Origin of the sequence: Quyinboa mangrovi (genome assembly GCF_042219825.1) — a bacterium.
In the GTDB taxonomy this organism is placed as follows: domain Bacteria; phylum Bacteroidota; class Bacteroidia; order Bacteroidales; family UBA5342; genus JBHJHP01.
The window spans coordinates 79,445-99,414 of the sequence record NZ_JBHJHQ010000007.1; the positions used below are offsets into that span (position 1 = coordinate 79,445).

At 37.3% G+C, this 19,970-nt stretch carries 13 protein-coding genes; 4 read left to right on the plus strand and 9 right to left on the minus strand.

What is annotated here, in order from left to right; all coding sequences use genetic code 11:
• Positions 1–2 precede the first annotated feature (2 nt).
• The 4 genes from ACE1ET_RS15530 to ACE1ET_RS15545 all read right to left on the minus strand — a co-directional run bounded on the left by ACE1ET_RS15530 (position 3) and on the right by ACE1ET_RS15545 (position 6,965).
• Positions 3–413, minus strand: coding sequence for a hypothetical protein (locus tag ACE1ET_RS15530; RefSeq protein ID WP_375729339.1), 411 nt, complete (start codon positions 411–413; stop codon positions 3–5).
• Positions 414–584: 171 nt separating this feature from the next.
• Positions 585–2,936, minus strand: a complete 2,352-nt coding sequence (locus tag ACE1ET_RS15535) for a T9SS type A sorting domain-containing protein (protein ID WP_375729340.1) — start codon at positions 2,934–2,936, stop codon at positions 585–587.
• Between the two features lie 856 nt (positions 2,937–3,792).
• Positions 3,793–6,219, minus strand: a complete 2,427-nt coding sequence (locus ACE1ET_RS15540; RefSeq protein ID WP_375729341.1) for a TonB-dependent receptor domain-containing protein — start codon at positions 6,217–6,219, stop codon at positions 3,793–3,795.
• A gap of 44 nt (positions 6,220–6,263) precedes the next feature.
• On the minus strand, positions 6,264–6,965 hold the full coding sequence (locus tag ACE1ET_RS15545; protein WP_375729342.1) for a peroxiredoxin: 702 nt from the start codon (positions 6,963–6,965) through the stop codon (positions 6,264–6,266).
• Positions 6,966–7,480: 515 nt separating this feature from the next.
• Between ACE1ET_RS15545 and ACE1ET_RS15550 the strand changes: the two genes are divergently transcribed.
• Genes ACE1ET_RS15550 through ACE1ET_RS15565 form a run of 4 tightly spaced genes read left to right on the plus strand, consistent with a single transcriptional unit; the run spans position 7,481 to position 9,373 of the window.
• Complete coding sequence (locus ACE1ET_RS15550; RefSeq protein ID WP_375729343.1) at positions 7,481–8,410, plus strand: ABC transporter ATP-binding protein; 930 nt, start codon at positions 7,481–7,483, stop codon at positions 8,408–8,410.
• The gene (locus ACE1ET_RS15555) at positions 8,407–9,135 is read left to right on the plus strand and encodes an ABC transporter permease (protein ID WP_375729344.1); all 729 of its coding nucleotides are present in this window, start codon (positions 8,407–8,409) and stop codon (positions 9,133–9,135) included. Before ACE1ET_RS15550 ends, ACE1ET_RS15555 begins: the two co-directional genes overlap by 4 nt.
• Positions 9,136–9,176: 41 nt before the next feature.
• The gene (locus tag ACE1ET_RS15560; protein ID WP_375729522.1) at positions 9,177–9,320 is read left to right on the plus strand and encodes a hypothetical protein; all 144 of its coding nucleotides are present in this window, start codon (positions 9,177–9,179) and stop codon (positions 9,318–9,320) included.
• A complete protein-coding gene (locus ACE1ET_RS15565; RefSeq protein WP_375729521.1) occupies positions 9,278–9,373 on the plus strand; it encodes a hypothetical protein in 96 nt (31 codons plus the stop codon). Before ACE1ET_RS15560 ends, ACE1ET_RS15565 begins: the two co-directional genes overlap by 43 nt.
• Positions 9,374–9,482: 109 nt before the next feature.
• Here the strand turns inward: ACE1ET_RS15565 and ACE1ET_RS15570 are convergent, their stop codons facing one another.
• From ACE1ET_RS15570 to ACE1ET_RS15590, 5 genes are all read right to left on the minus strand, one after another.
• Entirely contained in the window at positions 9,483–10,598 is a 1,116-nt protein-coding gene (locus ACE1ET_RS15570) for an efflux RND transporter periplasmic adaptor subunit (protein WP_375729345.1), read from the minus strand.
• A 12-nt stretch (positions 10,599–10,610) separates the two neighbouring features.
• Positions 10,611–14,957: a CusA/CzcA family heavy metal efflux RND transporter gene (locus ACE1ET_RS15575; protein WP_375729346.1), complete on the minus strand. Its 4,347-nt coding sequence runs from the start codon at positions 14,955–14,957 to the stop codon at positions 10,611–10,613.
• Positions 14,958–15,141: 184 nt separating this feature from the next.
• Positions 15,142–15,567, minus strand: coding sequence for a Fur family transcriptional regulator (locus tag ACE1ET_RS15580; RefSeq protein WP_375729347.1), 426 nt, complete (start codon positions 15,565–15,567; stop codon positions 15,142–15,144).
• Positions 15,568–15,709: 142 nt separating this feature from the next.
• Positions 15,710–17,440 carry a serine hydrolase domain-containing protein gene (locus tag ACE1ET_RS15585; RefSeq protein ID WP_375729348.1) on the minus strand — a complete coding sequence of 577 codons (1,731 nt, stop codon included), beginning with the start codon at positions 17,438–17,440 and terminating at the stop codon, positions 15,710–15,712.
• 795 nt (positions 17,441–18,235) lie between these two features.
• Positions 18,236–19,945, minus strand: a complete 1,710-nt coding sequence (locus tag ACE1ET_RS15590) for a M23 family metallopeptidase (protein WP_375729349.1) — start codon at positions 19,943–19,945, stop codon at positions 18,236–18,238.
• Positions 19,946–19,970: the final 25 nt, after the last annotated feature.

The window sequence follows — 19,970 nt, forward strand, 5'->3', positions numbered from 1 at the left end:
TGTCACTTAATTGCCCAGTCGTTTACTATTACATTTAAGGTCCCCAGTTGATTCAGTTCATCAATTGCGGGTTGTAATTTCTTTATCACGTCATCTCCTTTTTCAGTAGGACTTCCGTCATCCTGCCAGTAAGTATTAAATACATCTTTTGATTTATAAACGTATATCATTCCATATTGTCCCTCAGTTTCCCTGTTAAGTCCTTTGGTGATAAAAATTTTACATTCGGCAAGTTTTTCGTATACCGGAATTAATTTATCTTCCAGTACAGCCAAATACTGACTCATGCTCACATCCTGATTAAGATTTACTGTTAAGGTGTGAATACAAACCACACCATCTTTCTGAAGTTTTTGTCCATAGGTAAAGCATACAGTTAAAATGAAAACTGAAAGAAGAACGAGTTTTTTCATAATGATCCTGAATTTAATTAAACAAAGAAGTCGGTAAGAATAAATACATCAATCGTATAAGCAGAATGTATTCTGCAAAATGAGAGGTAGGTTGGACTAATTAACACATAAAGTTACTGTATTAAACAACAAATTTCCAACATTACTGCGCCGGTATTGGTATCAAGCGATTTATTGCTTCACAAATTTTGACCGATAGACCTTATCACCCTGAACAACCTCAAGAATATATAATCCATTACCAAAGCCTGAAACATTAATGCTATTTTCAGTATCAGTTATCACTCCTTGCATAATCCTTTTGCCAGAGAGGTCATATACTTTAACAAAACCAACATCTTTAACAAGATTCACCGCTAACTCATTCTTAACTGGATTAGGATAGATATTAATTTCATCAATATATTCTTCATTAATGCTTAATGCTGTACCACTTTGAGTAACAAATACATATCGGACTGATAATTCATTGGTTGATATTAAAAGTGTATCAATCCTTGGTTCTAAAGCCGTATTTTCTTCTGCTGTAAGTGTTATGGTAGCATTGCCATTTCCAGATGTTATATCAGCATTTAGCCATGAATTTAAACCTGATATTGACCAGACAAGGTTTGAGGCTATATCAAAGGTTGCAGTGATATTGGCTGGTGCTTCAAGGGTTAATGAATTATCAGAAATACGAAATTGAATGTATGATGTGCCTTTTTTGCAATAATACCATTCTGTTTTCTTTTCACCTCGCCAATTACCAATCCATCGATAATCTAATTGTAATATTTTATTATCGTATTCATCAAAACGATACTCCGTATTATGAATTCCATGCCATACGTTATTACTCCAATAATACATGATTTCCGATATTATATTTCCTTTTTCATCATATTTATATTCATATTTATTTCTTTTGATTAATGCTTTTTCGGTTGAATTCCACAGATAGGTCTCTTTAAGTAATATATTTCCGTGGCTATCATTAACATATATTTCTTTTTCCTTTTCAACCCAAACATTATCAATTTCATGCCAATAAAAATACTTGTAGAGGATTACATTATTTTGGTCATCATATGCATATTCTGTTATATTAGTTTTTTTCCATATACTGTCTGAATCACTTCTATAATAGCTTTCAACAAATGTTAGTTTTCCATTTTCATTATATGTGTATTCTTTCATTCTATCTTTAAACCAAACACTGTCACTTCCTAAACAGAAATACGATTCATATAATTTTTTATTTTCATTATCATCATATGTATAAATATTTTTACGTTTAAAATCAATAATCCAATTTAGGGTAGTCATATCCCAATAAGAACGTTCAATTAATGTGCTAATTCCAGATTTATCAAATTCATAAACTCTCCTATTATCTAAACCTATCCATTGCCTTAAATTATTTTCCCATTCATAATTTTCGGATAATATTTGATTACCTTTTTCATCGTATGCCGAAACTTCTTTTATATTTTTCCCAATCCACTGATTTAATGCCTTGTCCCATATATAATTCTCAAGTAATATAGTATTCCCATACGTATCATAATCACGAATTTCTTTTGATTCGTATACCCACTTATTAGTTAACTTATTCCATATATGTTTTATATGTAGGATAGTATTGTTCTGTTCATCATAAGCAACTTCATGTTTATTATACATTTCATTTCCTATCCATTTGTTAACAATAGCATCCCAATCGTATGTTTCACTTAATGTACGTTTATTTTGGTCATCATATACATATACCTCCTTTCTGTATTCTACCCAGTTGCTATTATATTTATCCCATCCGTATTGAATAGTTAATATTTCATTTCCACGTTCATCATAACTATATTCAGTAAAATAAGTACCGACCCATTCCTTTACCGTGTAATCCCAAGTATACTGTGTAAGGCTTTTATTATTTTGACCTTCATACTCATACACTGATTTTCGTTTACTAATCCATTCGTTAGATGGCTCATCTTTATATGAATAAATGTACAGTAATTGATTCCCATTTTCGTCAAAAACATATTGGTGTTTCCGCACTTTTATCCAATCATTTCTCGTATTACTCCATTCGTATTCTTCTTTTAAAATAATATTCCCTTGATCATCATAAACATATCTATAGCCTTCAGGTGCGTCCCCTTGCGGGTTGTAAAATTCCAAAATAACATCGCCATTGTTGTTATATCCATGCTCTACCCAACCAAGAATTACCCACTTATTAATTTCATCATTCCATTCATAAGATGCCACATAAATTAGATTTCCGAATTCGTCATATTTATAATTCAGTTTAGGCTTATAACAATTTGATTCCATTAATGGACAATGATAGGATGGTATCCATTCTTCCATAATGATATCCCATTTATATCTAATAATGCTGTCTAATTGAAACTCATCATTCATAACAAAATTCAAAACAGTATTATTTTTTTCTGGTATTCTTATCTGTTCATCTTTTTGAGCATAAGTAAGTATTAATGCTATTGAAAGAGCAAGGGTGAGTAATAATCGTTTCATGGTAAGTTATGTTTGAAGATTGTAATAGTCAAATTCTAAATACGTATCCAAGCAGATTTATTTCCTGCACCAAAAGACATAATGGGGCACAAATCAGTAATAAATTTAATGCGATTGTTACTTAATGTCGAACGGTATCGTCTCAATCTTGAACGGTATCGTCTCAAAATTGATCTGCTGCTGTTTATTCCTTCACAAATTTTGACGGTAATTATTTGAACCGTTCAATAGTTCTGGTACTTAGTTATTGGATATATTGGTTCGTTCGGACCAGGCAAATTGCGTTGATATTTTCAATTGAAAGTTTGTTGAAACCAAATATTGGGCTTTGAAAGGAATAATACTCCTTCGGCTTCATATCCCGATTGTTTTTATAGTGTGTTTTTAATATTAATATAAAGTTATTTGTAATTTCATTAATTGTTTTTTAGTGTGTTAAGGAATTGAATATGAGCGGTATAAAATACGAATATGCATTATAATAATATAAATATAATAAGTTCGTTATTTGAATTTAGATACTATTGTTAGTGTAGATCCAGTCAATCGGTGGTTTTACCTGTTTTGTTTTATATAACAACCAATAAAAGAGTAATATATGTTTTGTATGTCCTGGCAGGACCCTTTCTCAGCGACCTGTTGAGAATCTGCTTCTGTTGAATTAATTCAATGGGTTATTCCTGAAATATTAGGGTAATATTATCTATAAGTTAATAAATTAAAATAAATAATTATAATTACCACATTATCAGGAAATTAAAAAGCGAATAAAAACAATACAAAGAAAAAATAGTAAGCATTCGTATGAAAAGATTTAAATCAGTAAAATTAACGGTATCAATATGGATTTAACAGATCAATCTGATATACGGTTTAATTCCTTTTCCAGTGATGAATTGCTTTTCCTTGCTTTGAGGTTTTGGTTGCCAAACTTATAACTTATATTAAATGATATTCTGCGTCCATCGAAAAATGCATATCCATCAATATCCATTCCTCCGTAATCACTGGTGTAATGATAGTTACTTCCTGTATCGAAAAGGTCTCTGGCGGAAATCTGGAGCAATAATTTGTTTTTCCAAACACTTTTCTTTATGCCAAGATTTATCCGGTTATATTTTTCAATTCTGATGCTTCCCCTCCATATATTAGAACTGGATGCAAATCCGGTTAATTCCATTTGAATGCCCTTTGGAAGTTTAAAATTATTTTGCATCCTGAAGTTTAAGATATGAGCATCCAGATCGATCAGGGTTCCTACAATATCGCCACTGTAGGCTTCATAATTATAGATAAAGAAGGTTGAGAATTCCCACCATTTTGTAACCTTTAGTGGATAACTCACTGAAAGTCCGTTTACAATTGCTTTATCCATATTCTGTGGTGTGAGTATACTGCTCTGCTCACCGGTAGTCTGAAAGATATAGGCAAAGAAGTTCTTTGTAATACTGTACGTATTGGAAATAACCAGTTTTCTTTTAAACGCATAGCTGACCTGGTAATTACTGATATAATTGGGTTTGAGGAAAGGATTTCCTTTCCATGCTGAAATTTCACTCGATCTGGATTCAAAAGGATTTAAATCGTGGTAATTTGGCCTGGTGATACGACGTCCGTAACTCAGGCTGATGGCATGGTTCTTCTTGTCATCATAAGATAGGCTGATATTTGGGAAAAGACTGGTATAATTCCTGGGTACCACGTCATCAGGTCCTGGATTGGCACTGATAAGCTGCCCAAGTGAGGAGGTGTTCTCCACCCTGACACCGGCATTTGCTGCAATTTTATCCGTCGGTTTTATATTCAGTATGGCATAGGCGGCAGCAATCTTTTCCAGATAGGTAAAATCGTTGCTCCTGTCGGTGTTGGGTACAGGCAGGCTGTTTTCTATATCAAAATATTCAAGGGTATTATTGGTGCTGATATAGGAATATTTTACACCTGTTGAAAGTGTGGTCTTTCCCAGTGAAGTATGATAATCCATCTGCGATGAAAAGAGGTCAATGCCGGTATAAGTGTTATACTGACTCTCCGAATTACGCAAAAGGTTATGGGTCATATCGTAGTACCAGTTCGGCTGATCTGTGGCCTGGTTTGCAGAGTATATCCCATAGCTGACATCAGCTGTGAATTCAGAGGATTTGTTCGGGACAAAACTGTAGTGCAGGTTAGCGTTAATATTATTGGTAGTTCCATCTGTGTTCGTTTCAGCCTGCAGTGTTTCAGCTGCCTCCATCCCACTGAGATTTTTAATAAGTGTATTGCTTGTTGTCGCAATGCTCCGGTCGTTAATCATTACCCTTGTGTCAAGGCTCAGGGTGTGTTCCTTATTGATTTTATAATCCATTCCGCCATTGAAGCTTATACCTTTTCTGTGTGTGGGTTCAAAGGATTGCATATCAAATGAATAATCATTCTGAAACCTTACTTCGTCCAGGTTGAACGTATAATTGTTATCTGAAAAATTTATATTCGAAAAGATATTCAGTTTCTTCCCGTTGGAATTAATACTGGTTCCCAAATTTGACCTGGGTTTTACACCACGGGAATGGCTTCCGTATAGTGTTCCGTTAAAGCCGTTGGAGAGGTCTTTTTTCATAACTATATTGATGATACCACCTGTGCCCTCGGCTTCATATTTCGCCGATGGATTGGTAATAATTTCAATGGACTCAATATTGTCCGATTGCATTCCTTCAAGCATGTTGCTCAGATCACTTCCCGAAATTCTGGAAGGACGTCCATTAATGTAAACTTTCACTCCGGATTTACCCTGAAGGATGATATTATTGTCCAGATCTATTCTGACTCCGGGCGATTTTGCAAGCAGTTCAAGTGCGTTGTTTCCGGTTGAGTTTACGCTGGCTGATACGTTATATACCATTTTATCCGGATGTATCTCTACCATTGCCTTTTCTCCCTTGATAACAACTTCGTTCAGGTCATTTGTTTTTGCACTAAGCCTGATACTGTCCAAGTCCATAGTTTCATTTCCTTTGATGGTTAGCAGGTCTGAAACATAAGTATTAAATTCCACGCTTCGTACCATGATATAATAGTCACCTTTTTCGAGCGTATCAAAACTGAAGGTACCATCCTCAGAGATAAGCGCGCCATTCATGAATACCGAATCCCTGTTCATCAATACTGCAGTGGAGTATGCTGCTGGTTCATTATCCGGGTTTTCCACATATCCTTTTATGGTCCCATTGCCGGATTCCGCATGGGTGTTCTGAAAAAACAGAATAAGGAAAACTATGAAGGGAACTATATAATATTTCATGAATTATGCGATTAAGCTTAATATTAGAGGTTATGCGCAGTACGTCATTCTGATTTTTTGTAGATCATGTACCAGTTGATATAATAAATCTCCGGATCATGTTCTTTTAATTTTTCTTTGTCATCAGGGGAAAGAGAGGGCAGCATAACATCATCCCCGGGTTGCCAGTTAGCAGGAATAACAACATTTTTGTTACTGTCATGTGCCTGCAGGGCTTTCAATGTTCGAAGGATTTCATCTGTATTCCTCCCAACTTCATTGGGATAGAACTGAAACGCTCTGATCTTGTTCTGTGGATCAATAAAAAATATACCTCTGACGCTCTGATCTGAACTTGCCATTATATCTAACATTCCGTATTTGTAGGCTATGTTGTAGCTGCTGTCTACGATAAGAGGGAAGTTGATCTTTACCTTGCCTCTTCCTTTATAATCTATTTGCTCCAGATCTTTTTTCCAGCTTCTATGTGACACCATACGGTCTACGGAAAGGACTACGATCTGAGTATTCAATGTCTTGAATTCTTTCTGCCTGTAAGCGAGATCAAGTATCTCCGAAGAACATACCGGGGTAAAATCACGCGGGTGGGCAAAGAGTATCTTCCACTGGCCTTTAAAATCTCCCGGAAATGAAATGGGACCGTTCGTACTTGGTGCCCTGAAATCAGGGGCTTCTGTCCCGATCATTGGTATTCTCTGACTGCTGTTCTCCTGGGCAACTAGTTGAGACAGGAATATAAAAATCATGTTGAATAGAAAGAACTGACGTATCATGGCTAATTAGATTGTTGTTTGCTATTGGGAGAGATTACAACTAAAACAGCTTGTTTTACAATTTGTTCGCAAAGGAGGACAGCTTGCTTGTCTGTCACAATGTCCCTCTTTATCAAAAGAGGGTATCAGTCTACTTTTCTCTGCATGCTGTCGCTGAAGCTTTTGCATAAGCGTCTGAAGCTATGGTGACGTATGGGTATTTTGTAATCCAAACAATAAACGTCACAAAACCAGTCTTATATTTTGGCTCTTATGTCTAGCGCTATTGCTTTATTACCCTCAATTCCATATCTTTAGGATGCCATCTATAATACACCAAAATTGAAGTTAATCTGTTCCTAAAGGAACCGTCTACGGTAAACATTGCTTGAAGAATGATCTTATATTACAATTGGAGTTTATACATTAATCTTCAATTGTAATGAGTTAAGAATTCAATCCATTTTGGTAGTATTGTGCATGTCTGGAATCTGAATAAATATGAATTTATGGAAAGTGACAAAATAGCGATATGGACCGAAAATCTGATGAAGAAATTCGGAGAAAGGATTGCTGTAAACAGCATAAATATCGAAATCAAACAAGGTGAGATCTTTTCTTTACTTGGAGAGAACGGGGCCGGAAAGACTACGACAATTAAGATGCTGTGTTGTCTGTCTCGGCCTACGTCTGGTAAGGCTTCAGTTATGAATTTCAGTATTACGGAAAATCCGTTAAAAATAAAACATATAATTGGCGTTTCTCCTCAGGAAAATGCAATAGCTGGTCATTTGACCACAAAGGAAAATCTCCTGTTGATGGGTGGGGTTTTCGGACTTAAAAATGACGAATCGAAAAGGAGAGCCCGGGACTTAATGCAATTACTGGAACTGGAAGACAGGAAGGACCAGGCCCGGAAATTATCAGGAGGATTGCAGCGTAGATTAAGCATTGCCATGGCGTTAGTTTCAGATCCCCAAATACTGTTTCTTGATGAACCTACTTTGGGGCTTGATCCTCACGCCAGAAAATCAGTCTGGAATTATATCGAAAAACTGAAGAATGAAAAAACCATTTTATTAACAACACACTATCTGGAAGAGGCAGATGCATTGGCTGATCATATAGCCATAATGAATAAAGGGAATATTATTGCCAAAGGAACGTCGCATGAATTAAAACAGAAATATGTTAAGAACAACGCAATAAAAATTTCCGGCAAAAACATAAATGATGAAACGATAAATGCCCTAAAAAATAAAGGAATGGATGTGAATTTAATATCATCGGGAATAGAGATAGAATCAAAAGAACCGGATATTTATGCTATAGTAGATCTTTTAAGACAAAATAAAGTAATAATTACAGGGATACAAATGATGGAGCCAACGTTGGAAGATGTATTCCTTCATCTGACGGGAGAGGAGGTAAACGTATGAAATTCTATAGTCTCGCAAGGAGAAATATAAAAGAGATATACCGTGATCCGGTATCCATGTTACTTGGCATTGTAATGCCGGTTGCACTGCTGATTCTTTTCTCTTCCATTTATAAGAGTACACAGGCAGAGATGTTTGCTCCTCAAAGATTAACGCCAGGAATTACGATTTTTAGTTTTGCTTTTTTAATCATGTTCTCAGCTATATTGCTTGCAAAGGACAGGCAGAGCGCCTTTCTGATGAGGCTTTACGCCGCACCTTTAAAACCGTCTGATTTTATTATGTCGTACATGTTACCGTTTGTACCACTGGCAATTTTGCAAATCATTGTATGTTTTATTGTTGGAGTATTTCTTGGTGCTACCTTCAGCAATATTTTTGTATCCTTTCTGGTGATCCTGTTAATCGCATCTATATGCATCAGCCTTGGGATCATATCAGGTGCATTGTTCACCGTCAATCAGGTATCAGGTGTTGGTGCGTTGCTCATTACAGCCATCAGTCTGTTTTCCGGAGCATGGACGCCACTGAAACAAATTGGGGGCGTTTTTGAAGGTATCGGTTATTTACTCCCATTTGCCCACGGCGTTGATGCATCGATAGCATTACTGAAAGGGTCTGATTTTGCAGAAATAGCACATAATTTTTATATTGTTTTAATATATGCTATTTCAACTTTCGTACTGGCCATTTTGTCCTTCACATGGAAGATGAAAAGAGCTTAATACCTCAAGGAACCATATATTATGAGGATAGTATAAACTAAGTGGTCAACAGCAAAGCCGGTGAAGTTGATGGTGTGGAAGAAACAGATGGCATTGATATTAGTGCTGTTCAATGGGAACGAAATATCCAAAAGGCATACTGGTGGTTCAGGACGGATACAATTATGACGGGCGAAAAAAAGTGAGCCAGAATTATAAATACATTTCAATGGATAGTGTACTGAACCTTTTTAACTAACACCATAATCTTGATTTTAGGTACTTGGGGGACCCATTGTGCGTCCCCTTTTTATTGCGTCAATGTTATATTGAACTAATAACATTCAGTTGGTCTGATACCGGAAAACTTATTCAATATTTAGATTATAGACTCCTGTTACCAGTATTTTTTTAGATTTTGGTACATCGGTCAGCTCTACCAGTTTTTCTGTTTTTCTACCAGTTTTTATTTTTGCTTTACTGAAAAAATAATCTTCAGGTGTTTCTTTTTCATACATTAAGATATAGGCATCATTATCTGAGAATACTACTGCAGACTCAGGTAGAGCAAACACCATTTCTGAGTTTGTAATAACATTACCTTCCACAAATTGTTGATTTACAAAGTTTGCAGATTCGGAAGCATCAATATCAGCAAAGCATTCAATGGAGCGGGTATCGGGCATGATGGCCTTACCAACTGAAGCTAACTTAGCTGTATGTTTGATGTTTTTGTTACCGGCCGGAGAGAATTCAATGGTTTGACCCGGTTTTAATTTATTGATGTCTTTCTCAAAAACTGAAAGTTTAATCTGGAAAGATTCAGGATCAACAATTTCAGCAATGGTTTGCTGCGGTTCAATAAACTGTCCAACGGTTGCATTTATGTTTGTAAGATAACCCTTAATGAGTGCCTTAAGTGTATAAGATGTATAAAAATTACCATCCTGAACCCGGTTTACATCCAACCCTATTTTCTCTAATTTAAGTTTCAAAGCATTAAATTTGGCTCTTTCTGCCAAATAGTTGCTTTCTGCCATGATATACTCTTTTTTTGAACCAATATTTTCGTCATTAAGCTCTTTGGTTCTTTCGTATTCACTTTTCAGTCGTTTGAGCATGGCAGCTGACTCTGCATAGTCTTTTTGCAGATCAATCAGCACACCTCCCGATATTTCTATTAAAGATGTCCCTTTAATAGTTTGCATCCCGGGTTTTCCATATACCTTGCTGACAATTCCCGGAACAGGAAGGCTGATTTGTGCTTTCCCGTTTGCTTTGGGCGTAATTGTGCCGGTAAAGTATACCATATCAGAAAACGGGCTTAAGGCAGGTTCTCCCAACGCCATCTTTTCGGTATCAAACTGGGCTTTTGTTATTTGAATCAAATCTGAAGCAGTTTCTTCAGTCTCTGCAGATTTATGCTGACAGGATAAAAGTACAGTACTGAATAATAGTATGGATAAAATAAAGTGTGATTTCATAATCGTTACTGTTTATTTTGAATAGTTTATTATTTCTGAAGAAATGACGTTGTAGTTAAAAAGATTATCATAATAATCAAGCTCAATTCCTGATGCTGACTCGAAACTGGTGACAAACTGGTAGAAATTTATCTCCCCAAGTTCATACGATTTCAATGCTGTTCTCATTATTTCCTTGTACAGCATTTTCCCTTCAGTAAAGTAGTAATCAAGTAAAGCTTTGTATTTTAACCGTGTATTTATGAGTTCATTTAAATTTGTGTTTATTTTTTTAATCTCATTCTCTGATGATATGGTTTGTGCATGACCCGCAATTTTTGCAGCCTGGATTCTGGCTTTGTCATCTGCAAAAAGAAGTGGAATAGCCACACCAACCTGAAAACCATGGTAGATCTTTGAATTATCATAACGGTTCGATCCAAGAAAGTAATTAAACGTGAAATCAGGAAGCGTTTTATTCTTCTCAATTTTAATCAGGGAATTCGTAAAGTCATTCTCAAACCTGAGGAGTTGAATAGATGGAACCGAATCCGTCTTTAGCGTCGTTGTTTGTATGAACTCAAGTGAATCAGATACATAAAAGTCGGCATCGTAATTCATTAGTGTTTTGAGTTTTTTGTAGGTATTTCCCAGATCAATTTCAATGGAGTTCAGAAATATGCCTGTCTGACTTTTTTTAGCTTTAATATTTAATACATCAAGTCGGCTGATGTCACCTTTTTCCGCTCTTTTTTCAGAATTGTTCAGTAACTCCGTATATAAGCTGTCCAGTTTAAGATACAGCTTTTGCTTATTCCGAAGCATCTGGTAATTGAAAAATGCATATGAAACATCTTTTATGACAACCCTTTTTTGAATGTCTAGTCTTGTTTCAGCCATGGAGACTTCAATAGACCTGGAATTGCTTTGAGCCGAATAATACGTTGGAAAACTAAAGCTCTGTTCAACCCCCCATACTTTCAACGGGTAACCGTTTTCAGCAATATTATTCTGATCCAGTCCATAACTTACCGTTGTTTTATCAAATGCATATGCCGTTTTCTTTAAAGCCTTACTTTCATCCACTTTGAGCGAATATGCCGCAATATCTGCATTGTTTTGAACGGCAATGTCAATCGCTTCATTTAAGTTCAGTGTTTTGTTTTGTCCGAACAACGAAAGGCCGGGCATTAGTAATAACAAGATGATAATGCTAGTACTATTTGAGCGGATAAAACGTAACGGAAAAAGCTGAATGCGTTTTACGTTGTAAAATATTTCGTAAAGGAGTGGAAGAGCAATCATCGTAAGCATGGTAGATGTTACCAGTCCGCCAATGACCACTGTGGCAAGCGGGCGCTGCACTTCAGCTCCGGCTCCGGTAGATATTGCCATAGGCAAAAAACCTGTGGCTGCCGCACCGGCAGTTAGCATAACAGGACGCAGGCGGTCTTTTGTTCCTGTCATGATCAGCTCCCGCATTGATTTCATGCCCTGATGTTCCAGTTCCTTTAAATGTTCAATGAGTACAATTCCGTTTAATACGGCAATACCGAACAATGCGATGAAACCTACGCCTGCTGATACGCTGAAAGGTAGTCCGCGTAACCAAAGCAAAAAGACACCACCAACAGTGGCCAAAGGTATTGCCGAAAAAATCATAATGGCATCACGCAACGATTTAAAAGCAAAATGTAAAAAGATAAAGATTAATAACATAGCTATTGGAACAGCGATCAGCAGACGGTTGGATGCGTTTTGTAAATTCTCAAACTGTCCGCCATATTCAATATAATTTCCGGGACTGAGTTTGACGTTATCATTTATGCGCTGTTGTATATCCATGATCACAGATTGCAAATCGCGGTTTCTTACATTCACACTGACTACAACGCGTCTCTGGGTGTTGTCCCGCGATATCTTAGCCGGACCTTGTGTGTAAGTAATGTCAGCGAGTTCAGATAACGGTATTTGTGCGCCTGTGGAAACAGGAACCTGAAGTTGTCGGATATTTTCAATGCCTGTCCGGTTTTCATTTCCAAATCGCATGACCATATCAAACCGTTTTTCACCTTCAAAAACAACTCCGACAATTTTCCCTCCAAATGCAGATGATAAGTACGTATTTAAATCGTCAATATTAACGCCATAATATGCAATTTTACTTCTGTTATATTTTACCCTGATCTGTGGTAAGCCTGATGTTTTTTCCAGTATAACATCACTTGCACCGGGAATATCAGCAATCAAATCCTTCACCTCCGCAGCTTTTTGAGTGATATAGTTAAGATCTTCACCAAATATTTTAATGGCAATATCGGATCGTACACCTGTAATGAGTTCGTTAAACCTCATTTCGATGGGCTGTGTAAATTCATAATCTATTCCGGGAATAACCGATAATGCGTTTTTGAATTTATCAGCCAGTTCTTCCTTCCCTTTTGCAGCAGTCCATTCCTCCCTTGGTTTTAACTTGATGATCATATCGATTTCTTCCATCGACATCGGGTCAGTTGGCACCTCTGCTGCACCAATCCTGGATACTATCTGATGAACTTCATCGGGAAATTCCTTTATCAGTATATTTTCCATTTTTGTAGTTGTCTCAACTGTTTTCGAAAGGGATGTGCCGGTTTTTAATACGGGTTGGATCACAAAATCACCTTCATTAAGTGTCGGAACAAATTCACCGCCCATTTTTGAGAATAATACACCTGTGAAAATGAGTGATATAATAGCGAGCCCAAGCACAATCTTTTTGTGATCATAGGACCATTCGATAACCGGGTGATAGGAATTGTAGGCGACCTTCATGATCCAGTCTGAAATGTTTCGTTTTTTCGTTTTTCCTGGTCTCAGGAATAAAGAAGAGGCGACCGGAAGCCAGGTAAGCCCCATAATCATGGCGCCAATAATCGCAAAGGAAAAAGCCAGTGCCATTGGACGGAACATTTTCCCTTCCACACCACTTAAGGAAAGAATGGGAATAAATACGATCAGAATAATCACCTGTCCGAAAATGGCGGACTGCATCATTTTTGAAGCCCCTTCGTGTGATATCCTGTCCATAATCGTTTGGCGTCCATTTTTGTCACTTTTCAGGATTTCCTTTTTTTGCACCGTCATTTTGATGGCAATAAATTCTACGATGATCACGGCACCGTCTATTATGATTCCAAAGTCCAGTGCGCCCAAACTCATTAAATTGGCATCGATCCCAAAAATATACATCATTGAAATGGTAAACAGTAGTGCCAAAGGTATCATGGATGCAATTACAAGCGCGGATCTGATATTGCCAAGTAAAAGGATAACGGTCAGCATGACGATAATGGCACCAAGAACCAGGTTTTCAACCACAGTAAACGATGTTTTGGCTATCAGTTCGCTACGTTCCAGAATGGGATTAATGAATATGCCTTCCGGTAGATTTGTCTGTATTTCGGCCACTCTTGAATTTACTTCATTGATAACCTCTTTGGAGTTTGCATTCTTTAGCATCATTATTTGACCCAGTACTGTTTCTCCTTTCCCGTTTGCCGTTATGGCTCCGAAACGATTGGCATAACCATAATGAACTTTGCCCAAATCCTTTACTAATACAGGTGTCCCGGCATTGTTTTTAACCACTATATTTTCGATGTCCTCCAAAGATGTTACCTGTCCGTCGCCCCTGATAAAATAGCTTTGGTTTGTCTTCTCAATATAGGATCCGCCGGAAATACTGTTGTTTTTTTCAAGGGCATTGAATACATCCATCAATGTAATATTAAGGCTTAACAGGCGCGAAGGCTCAACGGCTACTTCGTACTGCTTTAAATAACCGCCCCAGCTGTTTATTTCTACTACCCCGTTAATGCCTGATAATCTTCGTTTGATGATCCAATCCTGAATGGTCCTTAATTCCATTGGCGAATACTTGTTTTCGTATCCGGGTTTTACATCTACAATATACTGGTATATCTCACCCAGTCCTGTTGTTATCGGACCCATTTCAGGAGCACCGTATGCTTCGGGAATGTTGGCCGAAGCGCTCTTAATTTTTTCGGCAATTAACTGACGGGGAAGATATGTGCCTAAACTTTCCTTTAGCACAACCGTAACAACCGAGATACCAAATTTTGATACCGATCTGATTTCCTCTACTCCAGGCAAATTGGCCATTTCCATCTCGACCGGAGCGGTAATAAACTGTTCAATCTCCTGGGTCGATAGATTTCCTGAAGTTGTAATGACCTGAACCTGGTTGTTGGTAATATCAGGTACTGCGCCAACGGGTATTCTAAGGATGGAATAAAAACCAAAGCCTGCAACTGTTAATGTGAAGAGAATTACGATCAGTTTATTCCTGACACTAAAATTTACAATTTTTTCTAACATGGTGAGTAATATTCAGTAAAATTGAATCCTTTTAATAGTTATCAATAAGACACTATGTCTTTAATAAAAATATAGTTTTTGGGTGGAAGAGAATGATGACTGATACAATTCTTCAATTGCATTCAGAGTATTTCGATTTACTATAAATTATGTATCGCAAATATGATATGTATACATGACTTTTTCAGCATTTATTAAATTTTCCCCGGATCTGAAGGACTATATCTTCTATTTTAAATCCCGGCAACTGTTTATGGTTGAAATAATCCTTTAAATAATTATCCAGATCGCTATCGAAATAATCTTCAATTACATCGCATTCTGAGCAGTATAAATGATGATGATTTTCCGTCAGCCCATCGTAGCGCATAATATCCCTGTCTGTCTTAACTTTTTTAATGATGTTCTTTTCAACCAGGGTTTCCAGTACCTTGTAAACTGTTCCGGTGGCAATATTAGGATTACGTTCCCGGATGAATTCACAGATTCTTTCAGCCGTAGGATGATTTTTAAGGGCATAGACAGCCTCAAGGATATTCATCCGTTGTGGTGTTACTTTTAGCCCTGCACCCACAAGTTTGGTTCTGACCTCTTCTGTTGTTACTTTCATTTGAATTGTTTCTAAATAAGAATCATTCTTGTTTAGAAACATATAAATTTACGAATTGTTTTTGCGACATGAAAACAAATAGTAACTAAACATTGTAGAAAACATGTTTTATTTCATAAAGTATTTCCAAATCTGTAACTATCTACCTTTTATTGACCTCTTTCTTTATTAATCTATCCACTATCTGAGTATTGTTATAGATATAAGCTGTTATTAAGGAACCGGAATCATCCAGATAGAATGTTACGGTTAGCGGTGAATTTTCAACCTGATATACATTTCCTGATTTTGGCAGTAAGCTAAACTGTCGTCCTGCCGGATCTGTAACTTGAAGAACACAGTCCCTGAGTTCAATGGTCAGGAATTCATGACTGTTTGTTTCAAAGCTCCCTGCCAGCTTGTCCAGATCGATTACCGGCGTGGTTGTATTTTTTGTATTTAACGAAGGCAGTATGTAGCGGGTCAGTATCTCATCCTGGCGTTGAGGCTTCAGCATAAAGTTACCACCTGTCATTACAAATACAGCATTGGCTTCAGGAATCAGCATGATGATCTGTTCCCCATGACCAAGGGCAAATATAGTCCGGAAAGATCTTCCGTCAACGGTATAGTTTTTCATCCACCAGGTATAACCATAATCCAGTGTCCCTGCATTGGCATGCTTCTCAGTTGAAACGCTTACCCATTCCGGCGAGATAATCTGCTGGTTATTCCATTTACCTTTATTAAGGTATAACATACCGAACTTTATCATTGTCCTGGGTGAAAGCTTCAGTGCATCAAGAAATTTAAAATTCCCGTTTTCAATTATCTTCCATTCATATTCATCAGTTCCCAGCGGACTAAATAAAAAGGTTTTAGCGAAACTATCCAGTGACATACCAGAGGTTTTTTCTATTATTCCCTGGTGCAAAAAGTTAAAGCGGTTATTGTACAAAAACGTTTTCCCTGGTTTGTTAATCAGATTTTTATTGAGGACATAGTTGATGTAATCCGGTGACAGGTAAATCTCAGAATCATCACTTGGACCATCTTCGTTATAGGGCTTCCACTCCAAACCGGAAGTCATACTTAAGAGATGCCTGATTTGTACCGGATAATTTTTTCTGATCCACCGGGTACTGTCCCTGTCCGAAAAATAGCTGCTAACATATTCATTCTCGTCCGGAATAAACCCGTTGTCAATTGCAATGCCAACCAGGGCTGATTGAATGGTTTTGATCACAGATTCTACTTTGTGTACATCATGGATGTTATAGTTATGAAAATATTCTTCAAATACCAGTTTATTGTCTTTTACCAGCAAAAGACTGTGAACAGTAGCCATTTTACCACTCAGGATATTCTTTACAAGCTGAACCAGATAGCTGGTATCAATGTCTGCCTCAGCCAGGGTGCCGGTTGCAATGCCATCCTCTGCATGAATAGGTGGACGATAGGTATATGAAAATTCGCGGTCCCCGTTAGCTTTAAGGCGTGGTATTTTATAATAGGACAGTGCTTCTGCTGAAATACGTCTTATGATAAAAGGCGACGAATAGAACGTTCCGGCAAACCTGATGCCTTTAATTACACCATTATCAGGATTTAGTTTCCCGTCATATTTATAGATTCCGCTTACTGTCTCATAATGCAGACTGTCATTTTGAAACCAGACATGTTCTCCAGGAACGTGTAATAAGCCATCTTCCGGTTCATCAATGGTAAGTTTTAACTTTCCATTTTCAGCATTAAAGTACAATATTTGTTTAGGAAAATTAACTGAATCCGTAAATGTAGCTTCCCAATAGCCTGTTATAGGCTCGTATTTGTTATGACAGGCTGAAAATAGTACCAGTGATGAGAAAAGTAATATTATGTGGTGGGGTTTCATGATAATTAATGTTATAATAAATAAAAATAGATAATTAATTCATTTAATAAAAGATAGTTAGTTTAAATGTTTAGACTGTCCGTTAAATTACAAATAGAATAGTAACTATTAATGCATCAAAAGTATCTGTTGGATGAATCCTGAATCAGGAGAGGATGTTAAACCCATTGGTATAATTGCATTTAATGCTGAAAGTTTGTAGTTCTGTTTTCTATGTCGAACATATCAATAAAAACCTATATTTACTCTGTTTTATCAATCCCAACGACGCAACATTGAAGAATATCGATTACGTCTTTTTATAAGTTATCTGCCCGTAAGCACATTGTTTATAGTCTTTGCAAAGGATCAATCCTTGCCGGTTTGGCCATTGGTTTTAGTTCGTTTGCTTTTGCTTCCCCTTGTTTTTCTGCTGATTTACATAGGCAATAAGAGCATTCATCCTGTTGTCCGGTTGATAAGGGACGCTTATCCCTTAATTGTGAGTGGTAACTTTTACTCCGAAACAGTATATTATAACACGCTGATATTTAACAATATTGATCTATTGCTTATTCATCTGGATGTGAAACTTTTTGGTATGCAGCCTACAAGTTTGGTTCTGACCTCTTCTGTTGTCACTTTCATTTGAATTGTACAAAACCAGTATTATTTCATAAATCGTTTCCTAACCTGTTGCTAATTTCTCAGCATTAGCTTCTGTTTTTATTTATCTGTTCACCGTCTGAGAATTATCATATAGATTAGCTTTTTTAGTAATCAGGAATTTATGACTGTTAATTTCTTACTGAGTATCTACCATGTAAACGAACACAAAAACACCTTCACATTCCCCACATTATCTTCAACCTTTACAAACAAGGTATGATCTTTTCCTTTTTCAACGCGTGACGGATCGAAGGTGTAGGTCAGCATATCTTTTTTCGCTTCATGATCCAGCAGAATCCATTTACCATCGATCTCTCCCCTGAAGGATGCAATGCCTGAAGCGTCATCTTTAATCTTAAACCGAAGTTCCTTTTTCCACGAAATGTTATGACCATCACTCACATCCAGTGAACGGATTTCCGGTGCAATGGTATCCTTTGCAAGGGCATACCGTCCAAAACTTCTGGTCGATCCTGATATCCATCCATCCGCTTCTGTATTACCATAAAAACCTTCAGGCTTACCGGACCGTCCCACACCGGCAATGTACAGTTTTTTCATATCCCCGGTTTTTTCAGGCTTCATCTTTATAGAAATGGTTTTAAAAATGGCTACATTGTCCTTATGAACCGTATAAATCTGTGACCAAAAATCAGCAGATGGTTCCTTCTTCAGTTCAAAATTTATGGTATTAAACAATGCCTTGGGTGGAAAGATCACCTGCAGGGAATCATCAGCATAAGTGCCACCTATATCCCAGGCAACCTTCATGATACCTTTATCCTGAATAAGAGGAATAGCAGTTCTTTCGGCCTGCACCTTAAATTCGCAATCCGACCGGTTACCATACGCATCGTGTACAATCAGTTTTACAGTATGTGTCCCCGTCTTTTCAAAGTTGATGATTCCCGTATTATCATTACAGTAGTTGCTGAAGATGTTGTTGGGTTCATCACGAAACATTTTGTAGATCCATTTATGATCATCCACTTTTGATTTAAAATCACAAACCGTATTGATACACCGGCTTTCATCAAAGGACAGACTGTCAATGGTCCAGCAAAACGTCAGGATATTATCTACATACAAATCGGCAGAGTAGGTTCCGCATTTACTCCAGTCCCCGGTCAGATAATCAAAGGTCTCTATCCCGATACCAACCTCACCGGATACAGTTATGCGGGGTGATGATTTCAGATGGTACGCATTGGCATAAAAGACCGCAGGATAATAATGGCCTTCCGACGTCCTGTTCACAGCTCCCTTGCCGGAAACAGGAAACACTTTTATTCCAACAATCTGTGGACGCATATCATCTTTAACCGGCATGCCGCAGTGCAAAGGGTTTACAGGATGCTCCGTATCCGTTCGTCTGATCTCAAAATGCAGATGAGGTCCACCGGACGAACCTGTATTACCGGAATTTGCAATGATTTCTCCCTGTTTTACGGAAAGTTCTCCTTCCTTAAAAATGTGATTTAGTTTAAATGCCTCGTTCTTATATTGCAGATCTTTAACCACGGCATTGATTTTTGGAGAAAAACCTTCCAGATGACCATAAACAGAGGTAAAACCATTTGGATGTGTGATATAAAGTGCTTTTCCGTATCCGCCCTCCGATACATAAACCCGCGACACATAACCATCACCAACCGCTTTTACAGGAAGTCCTGTTCTACCCAGAGTTTTAATATCAATACCTGTATGAAAATGTCCTCCCCGTGTCTCTCCAAAATTGCCGCTCAGGTATAAGGGAATATCCAGTGGAGGTGTAAATCCCGTCCTGTATTTGTCGACCTGAGCCTGAAGACCGGAAAACAGAACAAGAAATATGATGATGTGCAATCCTTTTTGCATAAAACGCTTTATTTTGAATGACGAC